The organism is Cyanobium sp. ATX 6E8, assembly GCF_024346335.1.
Classification (GTDB): domain Bacteria; phylum Cyanobacteriota; class Cyanobacteriia; order PCC-6307; family Cyanobiaceae; genus Cyanobium_A.
Genome location: NZ_JAGQCT010000002.1, coordinates 179,029 through 201,974, shown reverse-complemented (window position 1 = coordinate 201,974; position 22,946 = coordinate 179,029). Strand labels below are relative to the sequence as shown.

General features: G+C 64.3%; 27 protein-coding genes, 1 tRNA gene and 1 riboswitch. Of the genes, 13 read left to right on the top strand and 15 right to left on the bottom strand.

Going from position 1 to position 22,946, the window contains the following annotated elements:
- Position 1 precedes the first annotated feature (1 nt).
- Positions 2-1,174: an LPS export ABC transporter periplasmic protein LptC gene (locus tag KBY70_RS03125; protein ID WP_254987404.1), complete on the top strand. Its 1,173-nt coding sequence runs from the start codon at positions 2-4 to the stop codon at positions 1,172-1,174.
- Here KBY70_RS03125 and KBY70_RS03120 read toward each other — a convergent pair.
- Positions 1,074-1,775: a cofactor assembly of complex C subunit B gene (locus KBY70_RS03120; RefSeq protein WP_094559664.1), complete on the bottom strand. Its 702-nt coding sequence runs from the start codon at positions 1,773-1,775 to the stop codon at positions 1,074-1,076. The genes KBY70_RS03125 and KBY70_RS03120 overlap by 101 nt on opposite strands.
- 68 nt (positions 1,776-1,843) lie before the next feature.
- On the opposite strand from KBY70_RS03120, the gene psb32 reads away from it, so the two are divergent.
- From psb32 to KBY70_RS03090, 6 genes are all read left to right on the top strand, one after another.
- The gene (psb32, locus tag KBY70_RS03115) at positions 1,844-2,536 is read left to right on the top strand and encodes a photosystem II repair protein Psb32 (RefSeq protein ID WP_254987342.1); all 693 of its coding nucleotides are present in this window, start codon (positions 1,844-1,846) and stop codon (positions 2,534-2,536) included.
- A 4-nt stretch (positions 2,537-2,540) separates the two neighbouring features.
- Entirely contained in the window at positions 2,541-3,686 is a 1,146-nt protein-coding gene (gene pxcA, locus KBY70_RS03110; protein WP_254987341.1) for a proton extrusion protein PcxA, read from the top strand.
- Positions 3,673-4,236: a bifunctional adenosylcobinamide kinase/adenosylcobinamide-phosphate guanylyltransferase gene (gene cobU / locus KBY70_RS03105; RefSeq protein WP_254987340.1), complete on the top strand. Its 564-nt coding sequence runs from the start codon at positions 3,673-3,675 to the stop codon at positions 4,234-4,236. The genes pxcA and cobU overlap by 14 nt, the downstream gene beginning before the upstream one ends.
- A gap of 2 nt (positions 4,237-4,238) precedes the next feature.
- Positions 4,239-4,748 carry a tRNA (cytidine(34)-2'-O)-methyltransferase gene (locus KBY70_RS03100; protein ID WP_254987403.1) on the top strand — a complete coding sequence of 170 codons (510 nt, stop codon included), beginning with the start codon at positions 4,239-4,241 and terminating at the stop codon, positions 4,746-4,748.
- Between the two features lie 180 nt (positions 4,749-4,928).
- Positions 4,929-5,891: a M23 family metallopeptidase gene (locus tag KBY70_RS03095; RefSeq protein ID WP_315859679.1), complete on the top strand. Its 963-nt coding sequence runs from the start codon at positions 4,929-4,931 to the stop codon at positions 5,889-5,891.
- A 40-nt stretch (positions 5,892-5,931) separates the two neighbouring features.
- A tRNA-Met gene (locus tag KBY70_RS03090) sits at positions 5,932-6,005 on the top strand.
- 76 nt (positions 6,006-6,081) lie between these two features.
- Here the strand turns inward: KBY70_RS03090 and KBY70_RS03085 are convergent.
- A complete protein-coding gene (locus tag KBY70_RS03085; protein WP_094559617.1) occupies positions 6,082-6,384 on the bottom strand; it encodes a hypothetical protein in 303 nt (100 codons plus the stop codon).
- Positions 6,385-6,604: 220 nt separating this feature from the next.
- Between KBY70_RS03085 and KBY70_RS03080 the strand changes: the two genes are divergently transcribed.
- Positions 6,605-7,195, top strand: a complete 591-nt coding sequence (locus KBY70_RS03080) for a peroxiredoxin (RefSeq protein WP_254987338.1) — start codon at positions 6,605-6,607, stop codon at positions 7,193-7,195.
- Between the two features lie 73 nt (positions 7,196-7,268).
- On the opposite strand, the gene purQ is transcribed toward KBY70_RS03080, so the two are convergent.
- Positions 7,269-7,922: a phosphoribosylformylglycinamidine synthase subunit PurQ gene (gene purQ, locus KBY70_RS03075; protein WP_254987337.1), complete on the bottom strand. Its 654-nt coding sequence runs from the start codon at positions 7,920-7,922 to the stop codon at positions 7,269-7,271.
- Complete coding sequence (gene purS, locus KBY70_RS03070; RefSeq protein ID WP_254987336.1) at positions 7,919-8,191, bottom strand: phosphoribosylformylglycinamidine synthase subunit PurS; 273 nt, start codon at positions 8,189-8,191, stop codon at positions 7,919-7,921. Before purS ends, purQ begins: the two co-directional genes overlap by 4 nt.
- 249 nt (positions 8,192-8,440) lie before the next feature.
- Between purS and KBY70_RS03065 the strand changes: the two genes are divergently transcribed.
- Positions 8,441-8,713: a hypothetical protein gene (locus tag KBY70_RS03065; RefSeq protein ID WP_254987335.1), complete on the top strand. Its 273-nt coding sequence runs from the start codon at positions 8,441-8,443 to the stop codon at positions 8,711-8,713.
- On the opposite strand, the gene cobW is transcribed toward KBY70_RS03065, so the two are convergent.
- The 3 genes from cobW to KBY70_RS03050 all read right to left on the bottom strand — a co-directional run bounded on the left by cobW (position 8,710) and on the right by KBY70_RS03050 (position 11,204).
- Positions 8,710-9,828, bottom strand: coding sequence for a cobalamin biosynthesis protein CobW (gene cobW, locus KBY70_RS03060; RefSeq protein WP_254987334.1), 1,119 nt, complete (start codon positions 9,826-9,828; stop codon positions 8,710-8,712). The two genes, KBY70_RS03065 and cobW, sit on opposite strands and share 4 nt — an antisense overlap.
- Position 9,829: 1 nt before the next feature.
- A complete protein-coding gene (locus KBY70_RS03055) occupies positions 9,830-10,471 on the bottom strand; it encodes a HupE/UreJ family protein (protein ID WP_254987333.1) in 642 nt (213 codons plus the stop codon).
- A 15-nt stretch (positions 10,472-10,486) separates the two neighbouring features.
- Positions 10,487-10,669, bottom strand: a riboswitch (cobalamin riboswitch).
- 10 nt (positions 10,670-10,679) lie between these two features.
- Complete coding sequence (locus KBY70_RS03050; RefSeq protein WP_094559611.1) at positions 10,680-11,204, bottom strand: pentapeptide repeat-containing protein; 525 nt, start codon at positions 11,202-11,204, stop codon at positions 10,680-10,682.
- Between the two features lie 39 nt (positions 11,205-11,243).
- On the opposite strand from KBY70_RS03050, the gene KBY70_RS03045 reads away from it, so the two are divergent.
- The 3 genes from KBY70_RS03045 to ilvD are packed head-to-tail and all read left to right on the top strand — an operon-like array spanning position 11,244 to position 13,978.
- Entirely contained in the window at positions 11,244-11,888 is a 645-nt protein-coding gene (locus KBY70_RS03045; RefSeq protein WP_094559610.1) for a uracil phosphoribosyltransferase, read from the top strand.
- A 51-nt stretch (positions 11,889-11,939) separates the two neighbouring features.
- The gene (locus KBY70_RS03040; RefSeq protein ID WP_254987332.1) at positions 11,940-12,248 is read left to right on the top strand and encodes a hypothetical protein; all 309 of its coding nucleotides are present in this window, start codon (positions 11,940-11,942) and stop codon (positions 12,246-12,248) included.
- Positions 12,249-12,307: 59 nt separating this feature from the next.
- The gene (gene ilvD / locus KBY70_RS03035; RefSeq protein WP_254987331.1) at positions 12,308-13,978 is read left to right on the top strand and encodes a dihydroxy-acid dehydratase; all 1,671 of its coding nucleotides are present in this window, start codon (positions 12,308-12,310) and stop codon (positions 13,976-13,978) included.
- A 3-nt stretch (positions 13,979-13,981) separates the two neighbouring features.
- On the opposite strand, the gene KBY70_RS03030 is transcribed toward ilvD, so the two are convergent.
- The 7 genes from KBY70_RS03030 to glpX all read right to left on the bottom strand — a co-directional run bounded on the left by KBY70_RS03030 (position 13,982) and on the right by glpX (position 20,976).
- Complete coding sequence (locus KBY70_RS03030; protein WP_254987330.1) at positions 13,982-14,368, bottom strand: hypothetical protein; 387 nt, start codon at positions 14,366-14,368, stop codon at positions 13,982-13,984.
- The gene (locus KBY70_RS03025) at positions 14,355-14,897 is read right to left on the bottom strand and encodes a CIA30 family protein (RefSeq protein ID WP_254987329.1); all 543 of its coding nucleotides are present in this window, start codon (positions 14,895-14,897) and stop codon (positions 14,355-14,357) included. Before KBY70_RS03025 ends, KBY70_RS03030 begins: the two co-directional genes overlap by 14 nt.
- Positions 14,894-15,643: a 6-phosphogluconolactonase gene (pgl, locus tag KBY70_RS03020; protein WP_254987328.1), complete on the bottom strand. Its 750-nt coding sequence runs from the start codon at positions 15,641-15,643 to the stop codon at positions 14,894-14,896. The genes KBY70_RS03025 and pgl overlap by 4 nt, the downstream gene beginning before the upstream one ends.
- Positions 15,643-17,061, bottom strand: coding sequence for an NADP-dependent phosphogluconate dehydrogenase (gndA, locus tag KBY70_RS03015; protein ID WP_254987327.1), 1,419 nt, complete (start codon positions 17,059-17,061; stop codon positions 15,643-15,645). The genes pgl and gndA overlap by 1 nt, the downstream gene beginning before the upstream one ends.
- A gap of 182 nt (positions 17,062-17,243) precedes the next feature.
- Positions 17,244-18,539 carry a glucose-1-phosphate adenylyltransferase gene (locus KBY70_RS03010; RefSeq protein ID WP_254987326.1) on the bottom strand — a complete coding sequence of 432 codons (1,296 nt, stop codon included), beginning with the start codon at positions 18,537-18,539 and terminating at the stop codon, positions 17,244-17,246.
- A 111-nt stretch (positions 18,540-18,650) separates the two neighbouring features.
- Positions 18,651-19,961 carry a glutamyl-tRNA reductase gene (locus KBY70_RS03005; protein WP_254987325.1) on the bottom strand — a complete coding sequence of 437 codons (1,311 nt, stop codon included), beginning with the start codon at positions 19,959-19,961 and terminating at the stop codon, positions 18,651-18,653.
- A 34-nt stretch (positions 19,962-19,995) separates the two neighbouring features.
- The gene (gene glpX, locus KBY70_RS03000; protein ID WP_254987402.1) at positions 19,996-20,976 is read right to left on the bottom strand and encodes a class II fructose-bisphosphatase; all 981 of its coding nucleotides are present in this window, start codon (positions 20,974-20,976) and stop codon (positions 19,996-19,998) included.
- 215 nt (positions 20,977-21,191) lie between these two features.
- Here glpX and rpe point away from each other — a divergent pair, with 215 nt between their 5' ends.
- Positions 21,192-21,875 (top strand): ribulose-phosphate 3-epimerase, encoded by a 684-nt coding sequence (rpe, locus tag KBY70_RS02995; RefSeq protein ID WP_254987324.1) that lies wholly within the window; start codon positions 21,192-21,194, stop codon positions 21,873-21,875.
- Between the two features lie 123 nt (positions 21,876-21,998).
- Here the strand turns inward: rpe and ccsB are convergent, their stop codons facing one another.
- Complete coding sequence (gene ccsB / locus KBY70_RS02990; RefSeq protein ID WP_254987323.1) at positions 21,999-22,946, bottom strand: c-type cytochrome biogenesis protein CcsB; 948 nt, start codon at positions 22,944-22,946, stop codon at positions 21,999-22,001.

Sequence of the window (22,946 nt, the reverse complement as noted above, 5' to 3'; positions counted from 1 at the left end):
CATGCGCACCTACCGGCGGCTGCCGCAGTTCCTGCTGGTCTTGAGCCTGGCGGGCCTTGCGGTGCCCACCCTGCTGGCCGGCTGCCAGGCGCCCGCCACCAAAGAGGAACCAGCCCAACCGTTTGTGTTCCGCTCCCTCAACCTGCGGCAGAAAGATCCCAGCGGTCGCCCCCTCTGGGAGATCAGCAGCCCGGAGGCCCGCTATGACCTGAGCCGCCGGGTGGCCCAGGCCCGGGACCTGAGCGGCACGATTTATGCCAAAGGCAAGCCCCTTTACACGATCACAGCAAGCAGTGGCACGGTGATCAATGACGGCGAAGTGGTGCAGCTGGAAGGGCCGACCCAGCTGGTTCGGGTGGGGCCGAAGCCGCTGGTGGTCACGGCCACCCGCGTGCGCTGGTATCCGCGCCAGGAGCGGATGGAAATCGATCGGAGCCCCCGCGCCAGCCAGGGTGATCTCCGTCTCACCGCCAGGCGGGCCCGCTTCTGGATTCAGCAGGACAAACTCGAGTTGCGGGGCCGGCCGCTGCTGGAGCGCTCCGACGAAGGCACCTGGACCCTGGCCCTCACCTCCGCCGACTGGTTCCTTGGCACTGGCGAGCTGATCGGTCGCGGACCGGTTCGGGGTGAGCGGCGCTTGGCTGGCAGTGGTCTGCAGACCCTCACGTCCCCCTCGCTGACCGGCAACTCCTTGCGCCAAGTGATCGACCTGCAGGCTCCCGTCCAAGTGCTCGATCCGGGCCGCAAGGCGCGGTTGGATGCCAGGGCAACCCGGCTGGAGTTGGATGTGGAGCGGATCAGCAGCCCCCACCCTTTCCGTGCCCAGCTCGACCAGTCACGGCTCAGTGGGCAGGGTTTTGAGGCCCTGGGTGGCAGTCAAACTCTGGTGATTCCCCAGGCGTGCCGACTCCAGCAACCCACCGATTCCCTGGTCGCCAATCGCTGCACCTGGAACTGGCAGACCAACCAGGTGACGGCGCAGGGTTCGGTGGAGCTGCGCCGCTCGGCCTTCCAGCAGGTCACCCGAGCCCAGCAACTGCAAGGTGTGGCAACCCAGCAGGGGCAGGTGGTGTTCAGCAGTCCGGGGAGTCGGGTGGAGAGCCAGTTGAAGGTGCCGCCGCCCCGTCGAGACGCGCGCAAGCAGTCCCCGAAAGCGCCACCATTCGGGTTGTGATGCGTTGAGCCCAGCCCTCCAGCCACACCAGATCACTGCGACTGAAACAGCGTGGTGACCAGCCACCCAACACCACCAGGCCCTGCTCCCCCAGGGGTTGCACAACCGCCGAGGGCAGGCCCGGCAGCAGGCTGGTGAATTCGTCGCGGCCCGGGTAGAGGCGTAGGTCCACCAGGGAGATGGCTCTCCCCTTTGCCTGCGTGCGCGCACAGATCACCCCAGGGGTGAAGCTGCAGTCGGCCAGCAGACCCCGCCGCAGCAGGCAGCGCCCCTGCCACAGCACAACAACCACAGCCGCCGGACTGGCGGTAAGCAGCATCTGGCTGCCCCAGCCCAGCTCTTCGGCCAGCTCGGGTGGCAGACCCTCCGCCAGTTCCACCCCTTGGCGCCCCTCCAAGGCCACCCGGCCTGCCGCTTCGGGCACGGCCCGCGTCCACAACACCCCAACCAACATCAACCCCACCGCCAGAAAGCTGGCCAGCACGGCAGCTCGCTCCAGGGCCGGATCTGTGTTGACAGCGCTGGTTTGGTTGAGCACCACCAGGGCCAGGGCACCGATACCTGACCCCAGACAGATCCGCGCAGGTAGGGAGGCGGCCATGAACAGCAAGCAGGAGGCGACAGCAGGGCCCGTTAGCGGCAAACTAGGGCCACGCTGGGTCGAATTCGTTGGCGCCCTCACTTCACAAGAGCCGCTGGCTCTCCCTTCAGGGGTTGATTGCTGCCCTGCTCGGAGGTTTTCTCTGCCTTGCGCCCGCTCCCGCCCTGGCCATCGCGGCGAGTGGCCTACCCGACACGCCTCCCCAGGAGCGCATCCTGGACACCGCCAATGTGCTGAGCCGCGCTGCCATCGGTGAGCTCGGCAAAACCCTGGAGAGTTTTTCCGCCGATCGCGTGGATGCCCACCTGATCACGGTGAATCGCCTGGATTACGGCCTCAGCCTGCCCCAGCTCGGCGCCCAGATGTTGGAGCGCTGGGCGGAGGCCGGCGCCGACTCCTTGCAGCTGCTGTTTCTGATCGACAGTCAGACCAACAGCGCTGCAGTAGTGGCTTCGCCGAATCTCAATGGCCAGCTGGATCCGAGTCTGCTGCGCAGCACGGCACGCACCACGATGGCCCAGCCGATTCGTGAGGGCGGTCGCTATCGCCAGGGCAGTCTCGACGCCATGAACCGTCTGCTGACGGTGCTCGAGGGCGGCGACGATCCGGGTGAACCAGCCACCGCCGAGGTGGTCACCCAGCCCACCAACATTCCCACCAAAGAGGAAACAGCGTCCAGCAACGCCTTCACCTGGGTGGTGGTGCTGCTGGTCCTGGGCACCCTGGTCCCGATGCTCACCTGGTGGTTTTTTTCACGCTGACCCCATGGCACCTACCAATTGGATGGGGGCTTTCGGCCGGGCCCAGGCCCTCGATCTCAGCCACGATCTCGAGCGGGGTTACGAATCGGCCCTGTTGATCCAGAGCATTGAGCTGGAGCATTACAACGATCGCCCTGTGCGGCCTGAACTCGACTTGCGCATTCCGCGGGCGGCCCAGGCCCAGCTGCTGCGCCGCTTCCGGGCGGCCCTGGAGGTGTGTCGTCAGTCGCTCCTCACCCTCGAGCCCAACCGGGGGGAGCTGGCGGGTCAGGAGATTCGTCAGTTTCAGCTGATTGAAACCGTGGTGGCCCGCTACGGCGCCAAACGGGAGCCACTGCCCGCGATCAGCCGCTCTCCGGAGGTGCTGCCCCGCAGCCTGATCGGCGTGGTCGACCAGGTGCGGCGGCAACTTGACCCGGAAGCGGAAGCCAATGTGGTGGCCGGCTTCCGCCGCCGGCGCGACTCCACCTTGGTGTCGCTGCGTGTGTTGCTGTTGCTGATCCTGGTGCCGGTGCTGGTGCAGCAGATCAGCCGCACCTATGTCGTGTCACCGCTGGTTGATCGCTTTGCCCCCGATAACGCCTTTCTCACCTACCCCAAACCCAAGCTTGAGGAGCAGGCCGTTGAAAAGTTGAGGGTCTTCCAGGCGGAAATTGAGTTTGACGCCCTGCTGAACGGCAACCCCTTACCGAGCCGAGAGGAATTGCAGGCCCAGTTGGCCAGTCGGGCCCAGGAGCTCAAGCAGGAGGCTGATCTGGAGAGCACCCACGCCATCAAGAACGTGTTGGCTGATCTGGGCGGCTTGTTGGGCTTTGTGCTGGTCTGCCTGTTCGGTCGTCGCGATCTACAGGTGCTGCGAGGTTTCCTTGATGAGCTGGTCTACGGCCTCAGCGATAGCGCCAAGGCCTTCGCGATCATTCTTTTTACCGATATCTTCGTGGGCTTCCATAGTCCAGAGGGCTGGACGGTGTTGCTCGATGGTGTTGCCCACCATCTCGGATTACCGGCCCGCGAGAACTTCATCATGTTGTTCATTGCCACATTCCCGGTGGTGCTGGCCACGGTGTTCAAGTACTGGATCTTCCGCTACCTCAACCGCGTTTCTCCGTCTTCGGTGGCCACCCTGCACAACATGAATGGTGGCGGCTGAGTCTTGCCCGCGCTTTGCTCTGGTGCTGGGTCCGGCCCGCAGTGGCAAAAGCCGCTGGGCCGAACACCTGGCCCATCAAACCGGCCTGCCCGTCTCCTACCTGGCGACTGGCCCTCGCCCTGCAGCCAGCGATCCAACCTGGAATGCGCGCATCTCGGCCCATCGCGACCGACGGCCGTCAGGTTGGACGACTCTGGAGGTGGGTGCCGAGCTCTGCTCAGCCCTTGGGGGCCTCAAGCCCCCTGGCCTGGCCCTTGTGGATTCCCTCGGGACCTGGGTGGCGGCCGGCCTTGACCATGATGCTGAGAGCTGGAGAGAGCAATGCACCGCCCTCTCGACCAGCCTCAGCACCTGTGCGGTGCCCGTGGTGCTTGTCAGTGAGCAGACGGGCTGGGGGGTCGTTCCCGCCACGGCCATCGGTGGGTTGTTCCGGGATCGCCTCGGTGCCCTGGAGCAGCAACTGGTTCCCCTCTGCGACGCCCTGTGGTTGGTGGTGGCTGGCCGGGCCCTCGATCTGAGGGCCCACAGTGTGGCCGTGCCCGCGGGATGACCATGCCGCAGATCGTGCTGTACCAACCGGAGATCCCCCCCAATACGGGCAATGTGGCCCGCACCTGCGCGGCGACGGGTACTCCCCTGCACCTGGTGGAACCCCTGGGGTTCTCGATCGATGATCGCCAGCTCAAGCGAGCCGGCCTCGACTATTGGCCGCTCGTGCCGTTGCAGCGCCATGCCAGCTGGACCGCGTTCGCCGATCACCGCGAGGCCCTGGGGGGACAGCTGATCGCCTTCAGCAGCCATGCACGCCAGTCTTATCTCGACTGGCGCTTCGGTCCCGACGACTGGCTGCTGTTCGGCCGGGAGAGTGATGGGTTGCCCAGTGAGGTGCTGGGCTGCGCCGATGTGGCCCTCACGATTCCGATGGCCCGGGCGGCGCGCGCGGATCGCTGCGGGGTACGCAGCCTCAACCTGTCGGTGGCGGTGGCGGTGGCGCTGTTTGAGAGCCTGCGGCAACAGGATCTCCTGACGCTGCCGGGATCGCAGGCCATCACTGGGATCTAGGGCCTGTGAGCGTCCCCGTTGTCGCCAACGTCACTTGTGGCCTTGGGTTCCGTCCGCTACTCTCTGGCCGGCTCGGGGATGGCGGCTTCTCCACGAGCTTTGTCCGATGGGAAGAACTGCATGAAGCCTTTGCAAACGAGTCTGCGAATCCTGATCCCCTGTGCTGTGGCCGTTCCGGCCGTGGTCGTCGCTCTGGCCCCCGCCGACATCGACAAGGCTTCCATCGACATCGAGATCGCCGCCCTGCCTTCACCCAGCACCGACAAGATCTGGGTCAAGGTGCGGCAACCGATCAGTGTTGAAGAACTCTCCAGCAGTTTGAAGCTCGACGAAGAGCGCCTCGCCAGGCTCAATGACGTCAACGAGGATCACCGTTTTCGACAAGGCGATTGGCTGGTGGTGCCCAGCCAGCAGACCCGTCAGATCAAGCAACTGGCGTCGATTGACACCAGTGAGTTGCGTCGTACCCCACCGCTGCAATCCCTGCCCCCCGTCGAAGAGCGCACCGAGGTTCGCTTCGGGGACACTTTGCTCAAGATCGCTCAGCGCTACGGCCTGACCCTGCAGGATCTGCTTCGCCTCAATCCAGGTCTGGAAACGGCTCGGTTGGTGGTTGGCAGTCAGGTGCGGCTCGCCCAGTCGGCGCCGGGCCGCACCCGAATGACCCTTGGTCTCAAGCCAACCAGCAGCGGTGGAGTCAGCTGGCCTGAGTTGCCTGGTTTCGACGAGCTCAACAAGCCCTTTGACGGCCCGAGCTCAGCACAAGGCTGGATCTGGCCGACCAAGGGCGTGTTCAGCTCCGGCTACGGCTGGCGTTGGGGGCGGATGCACAAGGGCATCGACGTGGCCAACAATGTCGGTACGCCGATCGTGGCCGCCAAGGCAGGTCGTGTCGTCTTCTCCGGCTGGCACGACGGCGGCTATGGCTATCTGGTCACCCTCGCCCATTCCGATGGCAGCCGCTCGCTGTATGCCCATAACAGCCGCTTGATGGTGCGGGTGGGCCAGGAGGTGGAACAGGGCAGCTTGATTTCTCACATGGGCAGCACCGGACGCAGCACCGGCCCCCACCTTCACTTCGAGATTCATCCCCCCAGCGCAGGTGCCGCTAATCCGCTCCAATTCCTGCCCCCCAGAGCCTGACAGGGGTTGGGAGTAGGGCCTGATAAAGTCAGGTCACCGCGGCTCGGTAGCTCAGCTGGTTAGAGCGTGGGATTCATAACCCCAAGGTCGGGAGTTCAAGTCTCCCCCGAGCCATCTGCGCGTTTGCGCTTCCAACACCGCCTTGGCGGGGTTTTTTGTTGATGGCGTGCAAGCAGGTCAACAGGCCCCTTCAGCGCAGCTCGACAGCATTGAGTCGAGCCAGGAAGGAAGCGGATTCTTCAACGGTCTGTTCAGCCTGTGGCTGGACAGGCTGGGGTGCCGCAGCGGCGGCGGCACGGCGTGCCCGGGCGTAGCCCTGGGAGCGCCCCTCGATGGCGCGGATCAGCGATTTGCTGCGGTTCACTTCGCCAATGCTCTGCCCCTCCTTGGGACGTACCAGCGGGTTGCCCTTCAATTCGGTGCGCAGCTGATTCAGCAGCCGAAAGTGACCAGTGGTGTTGTATTTCCGCAGCACAGTTGGCTCCCAGGCCATGGATGCTCTTCTCTTTGAAACGGGACTCCTTCCAGCCTATGGCCGCAGGGCCCGCACAGCCGTGATAAATTGATGAGGTTGCAACTGGAAGTCGGTCCGACTTTGGCCTAGCCCGTGATTTCTTGCTTTGCCTACCAGATCTCTGGATTCAGGAAGCGGGAGCAGCAGAGGCGGTCGGGGCAATTCCAGCGGCGTTCAATCCTTTCTCACCCCATCCAGCATGTCCCGGCTCGTTGGCCTGCAGGCTCCCGATTTCACCGCCACCGCCGTGGTGGACCAGGAATTTAAGGAGATCACCCTTTTCCACTACCGCGGCAAGTACGTAGTGCTGTTCTTCTACCCCCTCGACTTCACCTTCGTGTGCCCCACGGAGATCACCGCCTTCTCCGACCGTTACGGCGATTTCTCCAGCCGCAATTGCGAAGTGCTGGGTGTCTCGGTGGACAGCCAGTTCAGCCACCTGGCCTGGGTGCAGACCGATCGTAAAAACGGCGGCATCGGTGACATCGCCTATCCCCTGGTGGCCGACCTCAAGAAGGACATCGCTCGCGCCTACGAGGTGCTCGACGAGGAAGCCGGCGTGGCCCTGCGCGGTCTGTTCATCATCGATCCCGATGGTGTGATCATGCAGAGCACCATCAACAACCTGCCCGTCGGCCGCAGCGTCGACGAGACCCTGCGTCTGCTGCAGGCCTTCCAGCACATCCGCAACAACCCCGACGAGGTCTGCCCCGCCAACTGGACCCCCGGCGACAAGACCATGAATCCTGATCCCGTGAAGAGCAAGGAGTTCTTCGCCGCTGTCAACTGATCCGTTCAGTTCGGGTCCCCAGCTGGACCATCCGCAGGGGGCCTACCGGCCCCCCTTTTTTATTGACCCTCGCTCAGCCTTTGAGGCTCGCCAGCAACCGGTGGCCGTCCAGGCCGCCGATCATGGGGTCGCAGGCCCGCTCGGGGTGGGGCATCAGGCCGAGCACGTTGCCGGTGGCATTGGTCAGGCCGGCCACATCCCCCACAGATCCATTCGGATTGCTGGCATAGCGAAGTACCACTTGGCCGTTGGCCTCCAATTCCGCCAGTTGTTGGGGGTCGCATTGGTAGCGCCCTTCCCCGTGAGCAATCGGCAGCACGATCTGCTCGTCGTGGGCGTAGCTCTGCAACCAGCGGCAGAATCCGGGCTGCACGCGCAAACCCGTGGGCTCGCACAGGAAGTGGAGCTTGGCGTTGCGGGTCAGGGCTCCGGGCAGCAGACCCAGCTCCGTGAGCACCTGAAATCCGTTGCAGATGCCGAGCACGGCGCCACCGGCCTGGGCAAAGTCCCGCAGTGACTCCAGCACGGGCGCAAAGCGGGCGATGGCGCCGCAGCGCAGGTAGTCGCCATAGCTGAAACCGCCAGGAATGACCACGGCGTCGAGGCCGCTGAGATCGCGGTCTTCATGCCAGAGGAAGCGGGTTGGCAGCCCCACACAGCCCTCCAGGGCCCAGCGCACGTCCCGGTCGCAGTTGGAGCCAGGAAACACCACGATCCCTACCGTCATGGCTGCTGCTCCCCGTTGCCGTCCAGCAGCTCCAGGCACCAGTTCTCGATCACGGGGTTGGCCAGCAGCCGATCACTGAGCAATTCCAGTTGGCTCTGGGCGACCTGGCGATCGGTGGCCTCAAGCTCCAATTCGATCGATTTGCCGATGCGCAACTGACGGATCCCTTCCACCCCCAATCGAGCGGCTGCCGCCCTGGTGGCCTCTCCAGCGGGATCAAGCACCGATGGCCTGAGCGAAACCTGAACACGAGCGCGGAAAACGGGCACCTGAGGAGCTGGAGGTTTGTTAAATCTTGGCAGCCCGGTGGACCTTCACCCGCGCCGCTGATCAGCTTGAAGGCAGCCCCCCTGTCGTCCGGCCGTGTCCCGGTTTAACAACCCATCTCCGCGCTGCCTGCATCGCTGCCTGTCAGCGCCTGGACAGGTGGCGCTGTGGGTTGCTGTTGCGGCCTTGGGGGGCCTGTTTAAGCCCGCGGCCACCATGGCCGGGCCCACAAGCCGAGAAGTGCCTCTGCCGTGCCGCTTCGCTGCAGGGTTGGGGATGGGCCATGGCAGGGCTGCGCCATGGAGGTGGAGGAGCTTGGAGCGCGCTGGACCCTTGTGGTGGGCAAGCGCCGCATTGGCTTCCGCCACGACGGCTCGGGCACGGTGCGCATGCAGAACCCAATTCGCGGCCACCAGCGTGGATCGAGTGGCGGCAACTGGATCGCCGTGGAAACCTCCTGGATCGCTGGCCCGGCCCTCTGCTGGAACGGCGTCTGCGCCCAGGGTGACATTCCCCTCGACTAAGCGGCCCTGGTATTGAGCTGGTTGGCCTGCTGCAGGGAGGCTTCGATCGCCCCCTGGTCGAGTTGAAATCCCAGCACCACCAGCTCAAGCCCAGGGCTATGAGTGTCGGCGTCAGTTGGGGCAGCGCCCCCCGCGTCAAACCAGCACTCCAGGCGGGGGCCCACTGCCTGAATCTGCAGGGGACGGGCCTTACCCGGCAGCCAAAGCCGTCCCTTGAGGCGGATCACTGCGCTTTGGCGCAGCAGCTGCGCCAGCTGTTGCTCCAAAGCCTGGCGCCCAAACGCACCTGGAAGATCCAGGGCCAGCGCTTCGATCGCTACATGGCTGTGATCGTGGTGCTCATGGTCGTGGTGCTCATGGTCGTGGTGGGCATGCGCATCGTGGTGGCCTTCGTGATCATCAGAGCGATCGTTGCTGGCCCGGCGTTCCAGGCCCAGGACGAGCTCAGGATCGACGTTTCCGCGGGCAACCGGAAGCACAACGGCCCCTGGCCGGAGCAGGGGCTTGAGGCGCTGATGCACGGCCTCCATGGCCTCTGAGGCGAGGCAATCGGCACGGCTCATCAGCACCAGATCAGCCGCCTCCAGCTGCTCCGCAAACAACGCATCAATGGCTGAGGCGTGGTCAAGGCTGGGGTCGGCCAGGCGCTGCGCCTCGAGGGCCGCAGGATCGGCCACCACGCTGCCGGCGGCCAATGCCTCACCATCAACCATGGCCACCACCCCATGGAGGCGGATCCGCGTGCGGATCTCGGGCCAGTGCAGGGCGGCAATCAAGGGCTCGGGCAGGGCCAGACCACTGGTCTCGACCACGATTCCATCGAGGTTGTCGGTTCGCTCCAGAAGCCGCTCCATGGTGGGGAGGAAGTCTTCCTGCACGGTGCAGCAGAGGCAGCCATTGGCCAGCTCAATCAGCCGACTGTCTACGTCGTCGTCGGGGCAGAACCCACAGCTGCGCAGCAGGGCCCCATCGATGCCGACCTCACCGAATTCGTTGACCAGCACAGCCAGCCTTTGACCGCTGTGCAGCAACAAATGCCGCAACAAGGTTGTTTTGCCGGCACCCAGAAAACCGGTCACCACGGTGACCGGCAGGCGTCCGCTTGGGTTGGCCATCTCAGGCCGCCAGCCCGGCCAAGGCCCAGGTGCCGCCGCAGCCGATCAGGGCCAAGGCCAGCCAGCGCAGGGCGGTGGGGGAGAGGCGAGACACGGCAGGCCGCAGCACCACGAGAGACATCACCAACAGAGCTGCCTGGGAGAGCAGCAATCCAAAGCCGTAGGCCGTGAGCGGCATGGTGCTCCAGCCGAACACCGGGCCGCTCAGCACGTAGCCGTGCAGGGCCATCGCAGGCAACAGCGTCAGGGCTGGCAGGCGACGCAGCAACACCAAAGCCTCCACAACGAGGGTGGTTGCCACGAGGATCTCGGCCCCGGGCAAGCCAGGCCAGATGAGACCGGAGGCACTGCCCAGCAGACCCACCACCAGCAGGCCCAGGGCCCAGCGCAGGCGGCGCTGCAGTCCCACCAGGGAGAGCGCGAGCAGGAAGAGCAGGTGGTCTGGCCCCAACACCGGGTGGGCCAGACCGCTCAAGATCCCGTTCAGCACAGTCGGCTGCATCGCGCTGAGATCGGCGACGTGGTGAGCCAACGCCGGAGCTGCGCTCCAGAAGGGGATCAGGAGCAGGGACGCCAGCAGGCCGAGGCCCAATGCCTGTGCGGCCTGGGGCGAGCCGAAACGATGCAAATCCAGAGGTGTCATGGGGCCGGTCCGCGCCGTAGATCAATCAACACCGGCGGGCGTTCTGACTGGGCGGCTGGTCGAGACCAGTTCCCGGGAGGGGACGGATCGATCAAAAGCGCGCCTTCACAGCTGCGGGACAGCGCCGGATTTGCACCGGACTTTCCCCCTTACCTCCGGTGGCTGTTCCCCACCGGAACCGGAGCGCTAATGGTATCCGGCTGAAGCCCTACCGGCACGCCAGGCTGTCCCGGGTCTCCACCCCCGTCACCGGGTTGACCCCAGCGGCGCGTTTGCACAGTGCCTTCTGTTCCGGCAAATCCAGAACCGCATCAGTGAAGTCGGCACCTTCAATGTTGGCGCCCTTGAAGTGGCTCTGCATCAGCATGGCGTTGCGAAACAGGGCCCCGCGCAGGTCCGCATCTTCGAAATGGCTGGAAAAGGCCACCGCGTCCTCCAGGTTGGCCTCCCGCAGATCGGCGCCCTGCAGGTCGCTGCTGTTGAACACCGCACCCCGCAGATCTGCCGCGCTCAGATCAAAACCCGCCAGCGACGCTTTGAGAAATTCCTGCTGCTGCAGGTTGCGGCCGTGCATATCGGGCTGGAGATCCTGAAGTGAACGCTGGCTACGCAGCTCCGGAGCCGTAATGGCCGAGGCCGGCGCCACCCCCAAGCTCCACACCAGCACCAGCGTCAGGCACGCCACAACCCATCGGGACCAACGGCTCTCAGTTCTGGAGGAATGGGAGCCCATGGGCGCGCACTTACGGTGAGCCATCAAGTTATGTCAACCATGGCGATGGCCTTGCGGGTTGTAGTCCCGCCCCACCCCCTGATCGCCCACTGGCTGGGCGTGCTGCGGGATCGCCACACCCCCCCTGCTCTTTACGTCACGGCCACCGCTGAGCTCGGGCGATGGCTCACCTATGAGGCCCTGCGCGATTGGTTACCCCACCGGCGCCTGGTGCTCGATACCCACCTCGGTCCGTGTGAGGCCGATCTGGTTGATCCGGCGATTCCCTTGCTGGCCCTGCCCCATCTCACGGCGGGCCTAGGCCTCTGGCAGGGCGCCCAAACCGTGATTCCTGCGGCCCAAGTGCGGCACCTGTGGGACCACGGCGGAGTCCTGACCGGTTTGGATGGCCCGATTGAATCCCGCTGTGGAGTGCTGGTGTTCACAGCTGAACTGGCTGACGGGACGTCGTTAATCCAGCTGCTCGATCAATTGGCCACCCTCGGCGTAAGCGGCGATCGGCTGCGGGTGGTAACCGCGCTGGCTTCGGGTCCCGGTCTCAAGGCGGTGGGAGAACGCCATGGCGCCCTCACCTTGTACACGGCGGGGATCGATCCAGATCTCAATGAACCGGGTCAGATCGTGCCCGGTATCGGCCCGGTGGCCGAGCGCCTCTTTGGCGGCACGGTGGTTGCCACCCCGTGATGGAATCCAGCCCAGCCCATGCCTAGGCTGGTAAGAGAGCAACTGTCAGCAATGGGCGATCGCAACGGCTGTTCCACCCAAGGGGGCGGCGGATCGGCCCTCAGCGTCATGGCCGGGGCCGTGATCGGTGCCGCTGGTTTGGCCTGGTGGTTGCTGTCGGAGGCTGAACGGCGCCGCCAACAGCCTCGCCAGCCACGTTCCCTACGGCTCTCAGCCCTGCGGACCCCGGTGTCCGCCGAAGTTGGCACAGGCACGCCGAGCGAGCCGCACGAGCGCGACCTGCACGATCGCGTGCACGAGCTCAACCAGGCCATCGACGATGTGCGCCGTCAGCTGGAATCCATGAACACCCAAGGCTGAGGCCACTGGCGGCTCAGGGCCGGTGGGTAGGTTTTCCATCAGAGACACCGCAGCCGCCCATGCTTCGCTCCGCCGCGATTACCCAGGGGATCCAGCGCTCCCCCAACCGCGCCATGCTGCGGGCTGTTGGCTTCGGTGACGGCGATTTCAGCAAACCGATCATCGGCATTGCCAACGGTTACAGCACGATCACGCCGTGCAACCTCGGCTTGAACGAGCTGGCCCAACGGGCGGAAGCGGCTGCCCATGCGGCCGGGGCGATGCCCCAACTGTTCGGCACCATCACGGTGAGCGACGGCATTTCGATGGGCACCGAGGGGATGAAGTATTCCCTGGTAAGCCGGGAGGTGATCGCTGATTCGATTGAAACGGCCTGCAACGGCCAGAGCATGGATGCTCTGCTGGCGATCGGTGGCTGCGACAAAAACATGCCCGGCGCCATGTTGGCCATGGCCCGCATGAACATTCCTTCCATTTTTGTGTATGGCGGCACGATCAAGCCCGGCAAACTCGGCGCCTGCGATCTCACCGTGGTGAGCGCCTTTGAGGCGGTGGGCCAATACAGCGGCGGCCGCATTGACGAGCAGGAGCTCACGGCGATCGAGAAGAACGCCTGTCCGGGCGCCGGCAGCTGCGGCGGCATGTTTACCGCCAACACGATGAGCGCCGCCTTTGAGGTGCTGGGTCTGAGCCTGCCGTACAGCTCCACCATGGCGGCCGAGGATCCCGAAAAGGCCGATAGCGCCGCCCGCAGCGCCGAGGTGCTGGTCGAAGCAATCAAAGCCAACATCTGTCCCCGCGATCTGCTCACCCGCGAAGCCTTTGAGAACGCCATCAGCGTGATCATGGCGGTGGGTGGATCGACCAACTCGGTGCTCCACCTGCTGGCCGTGGCCCGCACCGCCGGGGTCGATCTCTCGATCGACGACTTCGAGACCATCCGCCAGCGGGTGCCGGTGATCTGCGACCTCAAGCCCAGTGGCCGTTACGTGACCGTTGAGCTGCACCAGGCCGGCGGCATCCCCCAGGTCATGAAGCTGCTGCTCGATGCCGGTCTGCTCCACGGCGACTGCAAGACCATCGAGGGCAAGACCCTCAAGGAGGTGCTCGCTGAGGTGCCCTCTGCGCCGCCCGCAGGGCAGGACGTGATCCGCCCCCTCAGCAATCCGCTCTATGCCAAGGGGCACCTGGCGATTCTCAAGGGCAACCTGGCCGAAGAAGGTGCTGTGGCCAAGATCAGCGGCGTCAAGAATCCGGTAATCACTGGCCCGGCCCGGGTGTTTGAAAGCGAGGAATCCTGTCTGGCCGCGATCCTCGACAAGCAGATCCAACCCGGTGATGTGGTCGTGGTGCGCCAGGAGGGTCCCGTTGGAGGACCGGGCATGCGCGAGATGCTGAGCCCCACCGCCGCGATCGTGGGCCAGGGGATGCTGGATTCGGTGGCCCTGATCACCGATGGTCGTTTTTCCGGTGGCTCCTTCGGCCTGGTGGTGGGCCACGTGGCCCCCGAGGCCGCCGTGGGTGGCACCATCGGCTTGGTGCACGAGAGCGACAGCATCACCGTGGACGCCAACCAGCTGCTGATCCAGCTCAATGTCAGCGACGATGAGATCGCTCAGCGCCGCGCGGCCTGGACCAGGCCCGCACCCCGCTACAAAACGGGAGTGCTGGGCAAATACGCCCGTCAGGTGAGCTCCAGCAGCCTGGGGGCCGTCACCGATCAACCCTGACCATCAGTCGACGGGAATCAACAGGGCCCTGAGCCGCCTCGCCAGGGCCTCCAGGGGCGCACCATCTGCAGGCCGCTCGCAGCGCAGACCCGATTCAGCCTCCATCCACACCGGATGGCTCCCCTGCCACAACAGTGGGCGATCAGGCCCCTGACACCACGCCAAGGTGAGGTTGAGATCGCCACCACTGCGGTAGATCTCCAGCTCCAGATCGCCATCGGGCCAACGCTCGCCATCGGGATGGCGTGCCTCCAGCCGCAGGCAGCAATCGTCACAGCTCTCCGCTTCACCCACCAGCAGCACCGCATGCCGCAGCGGTTTGCGGCAGAGGTCGGCCGCGGCGGCCACCAACTGCTGCAGGTTGCTGTTGACCAGCTCAGGGGTAGCCACGGATGGCGTGCAGTTCGAGGTGGATCGGGCCGGCTCGAAAGCCTGCATTCAGCCCCCCATCATCGGCGAAACGGGAATGCAGCAGTTGCAGCCGCGTGATCCGGCTCGCATCAAAACGCACTGGTAGGCCGACGGGTTTGGCGCGCACGGAGGCTGTCAGGTCGGCGAAGGGAATCCGCACCAGCGTCATTCCCGAGTTTGCCGTGCCGAATTCGACCACCCAACGCAGGCCACCAGGAATCAAATTGGTGAGCCCGCCGAAGCCGTCGGCACAGGCCACCGCCAGCTTGAACCGGCGTCCATCGCCCACCAGCTCCAGCTCCAGGCCACTGCAGCTGGAGAGATCCAAGGGCGGTGAAAACAGGGGCGAGCGGCAGCTGATGAAGCCACCCCCCTCAGCAATCAAGGTGCCTTCAAACACCAGTCCCGTGGGGCCGATGCGGCAGGCGCCCTGGCTGCGTCCGCCCATCACGGTGTCGTTGAGGGCATGCCAGCCGCTGAAACCGTCGCCTGCTGCAATCGGGATCATCGTTGCAGCCCTGCAGCTGCATCCCGATCGGCCAGGATCATCACCTCATCAGCCGGTTGAACGAGCTTGGCTGGAGTGCGCTCGGGCGACTCCAAGGGATCCAGCAAGCGCTGCAAGGCCTGCACCTTGCCAGCACCACTCACCAAGAAAAGCACCCGACGCGCCGCCGAGAGCGTGGGGGCGGTGAGGGTCACGCGAGGCAGCCCCTTGCCCTCCCCCAAGGTGACCGCCCGATCCGTGACGGTTGGTGCGGCCGTTCCTGGAAACAGGGAGGCGGTGTGACCATCGTCACCGAGCCCGAGCAAGACCAGATCGAGGGCCGGTGGTGTGCCCCCGCACAGTTGCTGCACCTGGGCGGCATAGGCCTCAGCACCCTCCTGCGGGCTGCTGAGCTCCGTGGGCACCGGATGAAGACAGGCGTGGCTGCCGGGTGCTTCCGCCATCAGGGTTTCCCGCAACATGCGGGCGTTGCTGGAAGGGTCGCTGCTGCTCACCCAGCGCTCATCACCCAGCAAGACATCCACCCGATCCCAGGGCAGATGTTGTTGGCCAAGTTGACTGTAGGTGGCCCGCGGGGTCTCACCGCCAGCCAGGGCGATCTGGGCCCGATCCCTCTCCGCCAGCACCAGATCCAAGGCCGAAGCGATCGACTGGGCCGTCTGCCGAGCAAGGTCTTCGGCCGATTCGGCCACGATCAGCCGATAGCGGGTTGGGGAATTGCTGGAGGAGGGGGGGTGTGACTGCATCAGTCGAGCCATTCGGTGTGGAAGCTGCCGGGCTTATCGACCCGCTCGTAGGTGTGGGAGCCGAAGCAGTCGCGCATCGCCTGAACCAGGTTCTGGGGCAGGCGGCCACTGCGGTAGCTGTCGATGTAGTCGAGGGTGCTGCTCAGGCAGGGAACGGGGATGCCCGCCAGGGCGGCCCCAGCCACCACCTGACGCAGGCCAGGGAGGCGGCGGTTGATTTGCTCGGCAAACCAGGGGTCGAGCATCAGATTGGACAGGCTGGGGTTGGCGCCATAGGCGTTCTGAATCCGTTGCAACAGCCGTGCCCGAATGATGCAGCCCCCTTTCCAGATCTGACCGATGGCCGAAAAGTTGAGGTTGTAGTTGTGCAGCTTTGAGGCTTCCTGCAGCAGGGCCATGCCCTGGCCGTAGCTGACGATACAGGCGGCGATGCAGGCATCCCGCAGGGGGGCCATGCCGTCGCCGGGGGTTCCGAGCGCAAAGGTATGGGGCGCCGGTGCGGGCAACAGTGCACCTGCCGTCAGCCGTTCGGAGCGCAACGAGCTCAGCACCCGGGCGTTGAGGGCCGCATAGATGGTGGGGACCGGTACGCCCATCTCCAGGGCACTCACCACGGTCCAGAGGCCAGTGCCCTTTTGGCCAGCGGCATCCACAATGGCTTCCACCAGATCGGCGCCGCTGTCGGGGTCTTTGGTGCGCAGGCACACCTCGGTGATCTCCACCAGGAAGGAGGCCAGCTCTTCGGTGTCGTTCCAACCGGCGAGCACATCCGCCATCTGATCGCCGTTCATACCGGCCACGCGCTTCATCAGGTCGTAGGCCTCGGCCAGGATCTGCTCGATGCCGTATTCGATGCCGTTGTGCACCGTCTTGACGAAGTGGCCAGCACCACCCGGGCCGATGTAGGCCACACAGGGGCCATCATTGACCTGGGCGGCCATCTTGCGCACCAAAGGCTCGATGGCGTCGTAGGCAGCCTTGGTGCCACCTGGCATCATGCTCGGCCCCTCGAGAGCTCCCTTGGCTCCGCCGGACACCCCCATGCCGATGTAGCCAAAGCTCTTGCTCTCCAGCTCCGCCACCCGCCGTTCCGTATCGGCATAGAGGGAGTTGCCACCGTCGATCAGCAGATCGCCCTCCTCCAGGAAGGGAGAGATGGATGCGATGGTGTCGTCCACCGGTTGACCGGCTTTGACCATCATCAGGATCCGCCGGGGTCGCTCCAGGCTCGCCACAAACTCCTGAAGGGTGGCTGCTCCGATGATGTCCTTGCCGGCGCCACGGCCAGCCAAGAACTCCTCGGTTTTGGCGTAGGTGCGGTTGTAAACGACGGAGGAGTATCCATTGCGCTCCGCATTGAGCACAAGATTTTCTCCCATCACACCAAGACCAATCAGGCCGAAATGTGCCTTACCCATGGCTGAGACTGAAACCATTCGCCATTAGTGTGGCGAGGCAGCTCAGCCATCCCGTGCAACCGTCACAACTTGGTGGCAACGTGTCAGCAACTCCTGGCTTTAAGCCCGAGGTGCCAACCGTTGCCCGTGCGCCGCTACCGGGCTGAGCCATGGTTTACGCCTAGGGCCATCTGCGCTGGGCTTCAGATCACCGTGCCATCGGCGATGGTGCCATTTTTGACCACGACCACGATGCCGTTGCGGATATAGAAATTGAGCTCAGGCCGATCGGCCTCCTCAACGTGGTCCTTGTTGACGATGGTGACGTTGTTGCCGATGCGAACATTCTTATCAAGAATCGCGCGCTTCACTGTCGTGCCCTTGCCCACGCCCATTGGAATTCCACCGCGCTCTCGCAACATCAACCGTTCTTCGGAAGACTCGAAATAATCAGCACCCATCACCAGGGTGTCCTGGAGCACCACTTCATCTTCGACTCGGGAGCGCACACCAAGGACGCAGTGGTGAATGCTGCAGGCCTTGAGCAAGGATCCTTCTCCGATGATCGAGGCCGTCACCTGGGCGTCCTGCATCTTGCTAGGGGGCAGATAGCGGGGACGGGTGTAGATCGGAAACTTCTCGTCGTAGAAGGAGAAGGCAGGGTTCGGTTGATCCGTCAGGGCCAGATTCGCCTCATAGAAGGCGCCAATGGTACCGATGTCCTCCCAATAGTCGTCGAAGAGGTAGCTCTGGAGCCGGTCGCCCCGGGCCAGGGAGGCTGGAATGATCTCCTTGCCGAAATCGGTGGCGGAGGGGTTGCTGGTCAGCAGATCAAACAGGGTCTCCCGGCTGAACACATAGATCCCCATCGAGGCCAGGTATGGGCGCTTGGCCGCTTCCTCGGGGGAGAGGCCCAGGGCCTGGGTATCCACCCGCATGGCTTCAAGGGCCTGCCCCTTCGGCTTTTCGCGAAATTCTTGGATGCGACCATCGGCCGTGGTGCGCATCAGGCCAAACCCTTCGGCCTGGGCCTGATCCACAGGCAAGGCGCCCACGCTCAGCTGGGCGCCGGTGTCGATGTGATGCTGCACAAAGCGGCTGTAGTCCATCCGGTAGAGCTGGTCACCGGAAAGGATCAGGTAGTGATCCACATCCCACTCGTGGAACAACCATTGGTATTTGCGCACGGCATCGGCCGTGCCTTCAAACCAACTCGGGCTTTCAGGCGTTTGCTGGGCCGCCAAGACTTCAACAAATCCCTGGCCAAATCCAGCTGAGAGGTTGTAGCTCATCGTCAGGTGACGATTCAGCGAAGCACTGTTGAACTGCGTTAAAACATAAATTTTGTTGATATCGGAATTAATGCAGTTGCTGATCGGAATATCAATCAAACGATATTTGCCAGCCAGCGGCACGGCTGGCTTGGCACGCATTTTGGTGAGCGGGTAGAGACGTGTGCCGGCACCGCCTCCCAAAATGATTGCCAGTACACGTTTCATAACCTTTGTTGCCGGCGTCTTTTGACGCTGACCGTACTGGAGAAGCCCGCCTCAGCGCGACCCTTTCGAAGATCGCCAGCACGAACTGTTGCAGAGCGGGCGAGTCAGTGATCAGGCCTCTGGAGGCTGTTCGCGAAGCTCAAACAGCTCTTCGAGTATCCGCATGGCGCTGTGGCGCTGCTGGCGGGGCTGGGGGGCCCGCAAATTTGTGACGGGGGTGTGCAGGATCTTGTTGATGATGCCTTTGCTGAGTGCCTCCACCACCTTTCGTTCGCGGGCGGAGAGGTCTGGGCCCATGCGGCTGAGGGCCTTCTGCAGCTCCTGTTCGCGGATGTCTTCGAGTTGTCGGCGCAGCCGGTTGACCACGGGCACGGCTTCCAGACCATCCCACCACTCGAGGAACAGCCTGGCTTCCTCCTCCAGCAGCCCCTGGGCTTCGGCGGCCATCTCTCGCCGGGCTTCCTGGTTGCGGTTCACCACCTCCTGCAGGTCGTCCACGTCGTAGGACTGCACGCCTGGCAGTCCATCCGTGTCTGCAGAGATATTGCGGGGCACGCCGATGTCAATCAACTTCAGGCTGGAGCGCCGGTTCAGGCCACTGAGCCGCTCCGCCGTGATGATCGGCGTATCAGCGGCCGTGCTGGTGAACACCAGAGAACAGGTGCTGAGGCAATGGTCGAGGTCGCCCAAGGGACGGCATTGCACCGGCAGGGTGGGAAAGTCTGCAGCGAGCAGTTCAGCCTTGCTGACCGTGCGGTTGAGCAGCACCACTCCGCGGCAGCCCTTGGCCTGCAGGTGCTGCAGCAGCAGGCGGGCCATGCGGCCCGCACCCACCACTGCCACCTGCTCTTGATCCAGGGGCACCAAATCATCGACACCGCGACCCTGCCCAACTTTCAGCTGGGCCAGCTCCACTGCTGCTGAGCTGATGGAGACCGCACCAGTGCCCAGATTCGTTTCGGTGCGAACCCGCTTGCCGGTGCTCACCGCCTGGTTGAGCAGGCGGTTGAGAATCGGCCCCACGGAGCGGTGCTCCTGCCCGAGGCGCACCATCTTTTTCACCTGGGACAGGATCTGCCCCTCACCAAGCACCAGCGAGTCGAGGCCGGCGGAAACCCGCAGCAGGTGACCGATCGCCTCTTCGTGGTGGTAGGTGAAGAGGTGGGGTGACAGCTCTTCGACCGCCAACCCGGAGATGTTGCTGAGAAAGGATCCGACCGCAGAAATCCCCTGATCCGGATGGCGGAGCAGGGTGTAAATCTCCAGGCGATTGCAGGTGCTGAGGATCGAAGCCTCCAGCACCTGCTCATCAGCCCGCAGCTGTTGAAGCGAGGCCTCCATGCTCTGTTCCGGGATGCTGAGGCGCTCCCGGATCTCTACTGGAGCCGTGCGATGACTGAGGCCGACAACGGCGATGTGCATGGAGGCTGGCTCGTTTGCTCGTGCGGCGGGGGAGTCAGCTGAGCGCGATGCTCTTCGCCCCATCCTTGATGTGGATGGTGTTGGTGAAACGGGCGGTGTTGTCCAGGGTGCTGATCACCAGTGAGCTGGTGCGGGTGCAGTCCTTCTCGAACTTCACGCCGTGGAACAGCAGGCCATCGGTGATGCCACTGCCGGCGAACACCACGTTCTCACCGGAGGCCAGTTCCTCGGCCTCGTAGATCTTGTCGACGTCGGTGATGCCCATCTCGTTGAGGCGGGCGATGTTGCCCTCCTTGGTGTAGTCAGCCCACTCGGAGGTTTGGGCGATGGCGGGGTCGTACACCAGCTGACCCTGGAAGTGGCCGCCCAAGGCGCGCATGGCGGCGGCGGAGATCACACCCTCGGGGGCGGCGCCGATACCCATCAGGCAGTGGGTACCGGTGCCGGCGAAACCGCAGGCAATGGCGGCCTGCACGTCACCGTCGGAAATCGGCTGCACGCGGGCGCCAGTGGCGCGAATCTCGGCGATGAGGTCTTTGTGGCGAGCACGATCCATCACCACGATGGTGAGCTCGCTCGCGGCCAGGCCGAGGCACTCGCTCAGGATCTTGATGTTTTCGGTGGCCGACTTGCGGATGTCCACCTTGCCCTTGGCTGCCGGGGGGGCCGCCAGCTTCTTCATGTAGAAGTCGGGGGCGTTGAACAGACCGCCGCGGTCGGAGGCGGCGAGCACGGCCATCGAGCCGCGCTGGCTGTTGGCGCAAAGGTTGGTGCCTTCGCAGGGATCCACGGCGAAATCCACGCCGGGGCCGGTGCCACTGCCGACCTCTTCACCGATGTAGAGCATGGGAGCCTCGTCGCGCTCGCCTTCTCCGATCACGATGCGTCCTTGCATCTGGATCTGGCCCATGCGCTTGCGCATGGCTTCTACAGCCGCAGCGTCGGCCTCATCTTTTTTGCCCAAGCCGGTCAGTTCGGCGGAGGCGATGGCGGCTTGCTCAACGACCTCAAGAATTTCCTGGATGAGGGTGCGATCCACGGTGATCCGGCAGGGGAATGGGCTTCAGGGAATGGCGTTGGCCAGGCGGGACAAGGGGTCAGAGTCCTGCTGCCGCTAGGCCTTTCGGAGATGAAGCGGCTGCAACTGTATCAGTGAAAGCCGCCCCTTCCACAGGACGCCCAAACCGTCGCTCTTTAGAATCCCGCCACTCTTCTTGCGGTGACCCCAGCATGAGCACTAAGCCCCTGGTGATCTCTCCGTCGATTCTGTCCGCCGACTTCTCCCGTCTCGGTGATGACGTGCGTGCCGTCGACCAGGCCGGTGCCGACTGGATCCACATCGATGTGATGGATGGCCGTTTCGTGCCCAACATCACCATTGGGCCCCTGATTGTCGAAGCCCTGCGTCCGGTCACCAGCAAAACCCTCGACGTTCACCTGATGATCGTTGAGCCCGAGAAATACGTCGCCGACTTCGCCAAAGCCGGGGCTGACATCATCTCCGTTCAGGTCGAAGCCTGCCCCCACCTGCACCGCAACCTGGCCCAAATCAAGGATCTAGGCAAGCTCGCCGGTGCAGTGCTGAACCCCAGCACACCCCTCGACACCCTCGAGTACTGCCTTGAGCTGTGCGACCTCGTGCTGATCATGAGCGTCAACCCTGGTTTTGGAGGTCAGAGCTTCATCGACAACCAGGTGCAGAAGATTCGTGATCTGCGCCGCCTGTGCGATGAGCGCGGTCTCGATCCCTGGATTGAGGTGGATGGCGGCATCAAGGCAGAAAACGCCTGGAAGGTCATTGAGGCCGGAGCCAACGCCATCGTCAGTGGATCGGGCGTGTTCAACCAGCCCAACTACGCCGAAGCGATCACCGGCATCCGCAACAGCAAGCGTCCCGTGGCTGTGGCGGCTTGAGCAGCTGGGATTCGTCGAGCGCCGCTCACCAAACCCTGCCCCCCTCATCGAGGGGGGCTTTTTGCTGGCTTGGGGTCCTGCTTTCCGAGGGTTTGCTGCGACGCGAAACGCGCGCGAAAAGCCTCAGCTCTCGAAGAACCAGCCGTAGCTGTGCAGGCCGATGCCAAGCAGGTTGACGCCGATGTAGCAGACCACGATCACCACCAGGCCAGCGGCTGCCACCAAGGCTGGCTTACGGCCCTGCCAGCCCCGGATCAAGCGGGTGTGCAGGTAGGCGGCATAGACAAGCCAGCAGATCAGGGCCCAGGTTTCCTTCGGGTCCCAGCTCCACCAGCTGCCCCAGGCCTCATTGGCCCACACCGCCCCACTGACCAACCCCACCGAGAGCAAAAGAAAGCCCACGGTGATGGTGCGGTAGCTGAGCGAATCGAGTTGCTCAGCGATCGGCATGGCCACGCTGCTGAGCTGGAGTGGTGGAGAAGCGTTGCCCGCTCCTTCCATGGCCGTGGCCAGTTGGGCTTGGCGGTAGCCACCGCTGCCGATGGAGCTGCTGCGCAGCTCCAAGGTGTTGTGACGATCCGTAAACAGCACGGCCAGGGACAAGAGCGAACCAACCAGCAGAGCGGCGTAGCTCAGCATGATCACGCTGACGTGCATCACCAGCCAGCTGGAGCGCAGCGCAGGCACCAGGGGGGATGCTTCTTGCAGCCGATCGGGCAGGGCAAAGCTTGCGAACGCCACACACCCCAGGGCCATCGGCGTGGCCGCTGCCGGCACCAGCGGTGAGGGCCAGCTGCGTTCCACCAGCAACTGGGTGAGGGTGCACCCCCAGGCCAGGAAGCAGAGCGACTCGTAGAGGTTGCTGATTGGGAAGTGGCCGGACTCCCACCAGCGCAGCACCAGCTGGGCGGTGAGGCAGAGGTTGGCCGCCGCCACCAGCAGCCGCACCAGCCCACTGTTTCGGCCACCACTCAACGACCAGAATGCCAGGGGCAGGACCAGCAGCAACAGGGCAAACGCCGTCAGGCCAAGGCCAAGCACCGGATCGTTCAACAGGGCGGGCACGGGCAT

Bases quoted from the DNA above. Each gene is read 5' to 3' on its own strand.
- KBY70_RS03125 (WP_254987404.1), top strand. From the start codon at position 2: ATGCGCACCTACCGGCGGCTGCCGCAGTTCCTGCTGGTCTTGAGCCTG.
- KBY70_RS03120 (WP_094559664.1), bottom strand. From the start codon at position 1,775: ATGGCCGCCTCCCTACCTGCGCGGATCTGTCTGGGGTCAGGTATCGGT.
- pxcA (WP_254987341.1), top strand. From the start codon at position 2,541: ATGGCACCTACCAATTGGATGGGGGCTTTCGGCCGGGCCCAGGCCCTC.
- cobU (WP_254987340.1), top strand. From the start codon at position 3,673: ATGGTGGCGGCTGAGTCTTGCCCGCGCTTTGCTCTGGTGCTGGGTCCG.
- KBY70_RS03100 (WP_254987403.1), top strand. From the start codon at position 4,239: ATGCCGCAGATCGTGCTGTACCAACCGGAGATCCCCCCCAATACGGGC.
- KBY70_RS03085 (WP_094559617.1), bottom strand. From the start codon at position 6,384: ATGGCCTGGGAGCCAACTGTGCTGCGGAAATACAACACCACTGGTCAC.
- KBY70_RS03080 (WP_254987338.1), top strand. From the start codon at position 6,605: ATGTCCCGGCTCGTTGGCCTGCAGGCTCCCGATTTCACCGCCACCGCC.
- purQ (WP_254987337.1), bottom strand. From the start codon at position 7,922: ATGACGGTAGGGATCGTGGTGTTTCCTGGCTCCAACTGCGACCGGGAC.
- cobW (WP_254987334.1), bottom strand. From the start codon at position 9,828: ATGGCCAACCCAAGCGGACGCCTGCCGGTCACCGTGGTGACCGGTTTT.
- KBY70_RS03055 (WP_254987333.1), bottom strand. From the start codon at position 10,471: ATGACACCTCTGGATTTGCATCGTTTCGGCTCGCCCCAGGCCGCACAG.
- KBY70_RS03050 (WP_094559611.1), bottom strand. From the start codon at position 11,204: ATGGGCTCCCATTCCTCCAGAACTGAGAGCCGTTGGTCCCGATGGGTT.
- KBY70_RS03045 (WP_094559610.1), top strand. From the start codon at position 11,244: ATGGCGATGGCCTTGCGGGTTGTAGTCCCGCCCCACCCCCTGATCGCC.
- KBY70_RS03040 (WP_254987332.1), top strand. From the start codon at position 11,940: ATGGGCGATCGCAACGGCTGTTCCACCCAAGGGGGCGGCGGATCGGCC.
- ilvD (WP_254987331.1), top strand. From the start codon at position 12,308: ATGCTTCGCTCCGCCGCGATTACCCAGGGGATCCAGCGCTCCCCCAAC.
- KBY70_RS03025 (WP_254987329.1), bottom strand. From the start codon at position 14,897: ATGATCCCGATTGCAGCAGGCGACGGTTTCAGCGGCTGGCATGCCCTC.
- pgl (WP_254987328.1), bottom strand. From the start codon at position 15,643: ATGCAGTCACACCCCCCCTCCTCCAGCAATTCCCCAACCCGCTATCGG.
- gndA (WP_254987327.1), bottom strand. From the start codon at position 17,061: ATGGGTAAGGCACATTTCGGCCTGATTGGTCTTGGTGTGATGGGAGAA.
- KBY70_RS03010 (WP_254987326.1), bottom strand. From the start codon at position 18,539: ATGAAACGTGTACTGGCAATCATTTTGGGAGGCGGTGCCGGCACACGT.
- KBY70_RS03005 (WP_254987325.1), bottom strand. From the start codon at position 19,961: ATGCACATCGCCGTTGTCGGCCTCAGTCATCGCACGGCTCCAGTAGAG.
- rpe (WP_254987324.1), top strand. From the start codon at position 21,192: ATGAGCACTAAGCCCCTGGTGATCTCTCCGTCGATTCTGTCCGCCGAC.
- ccsB (WP_254987323.1), bottom strand. From the start codon at position 22,946: ATGCCCGTGCCCGCCCTGTTGAACGATCCGGTGCTTGGCCTTGGCCTG.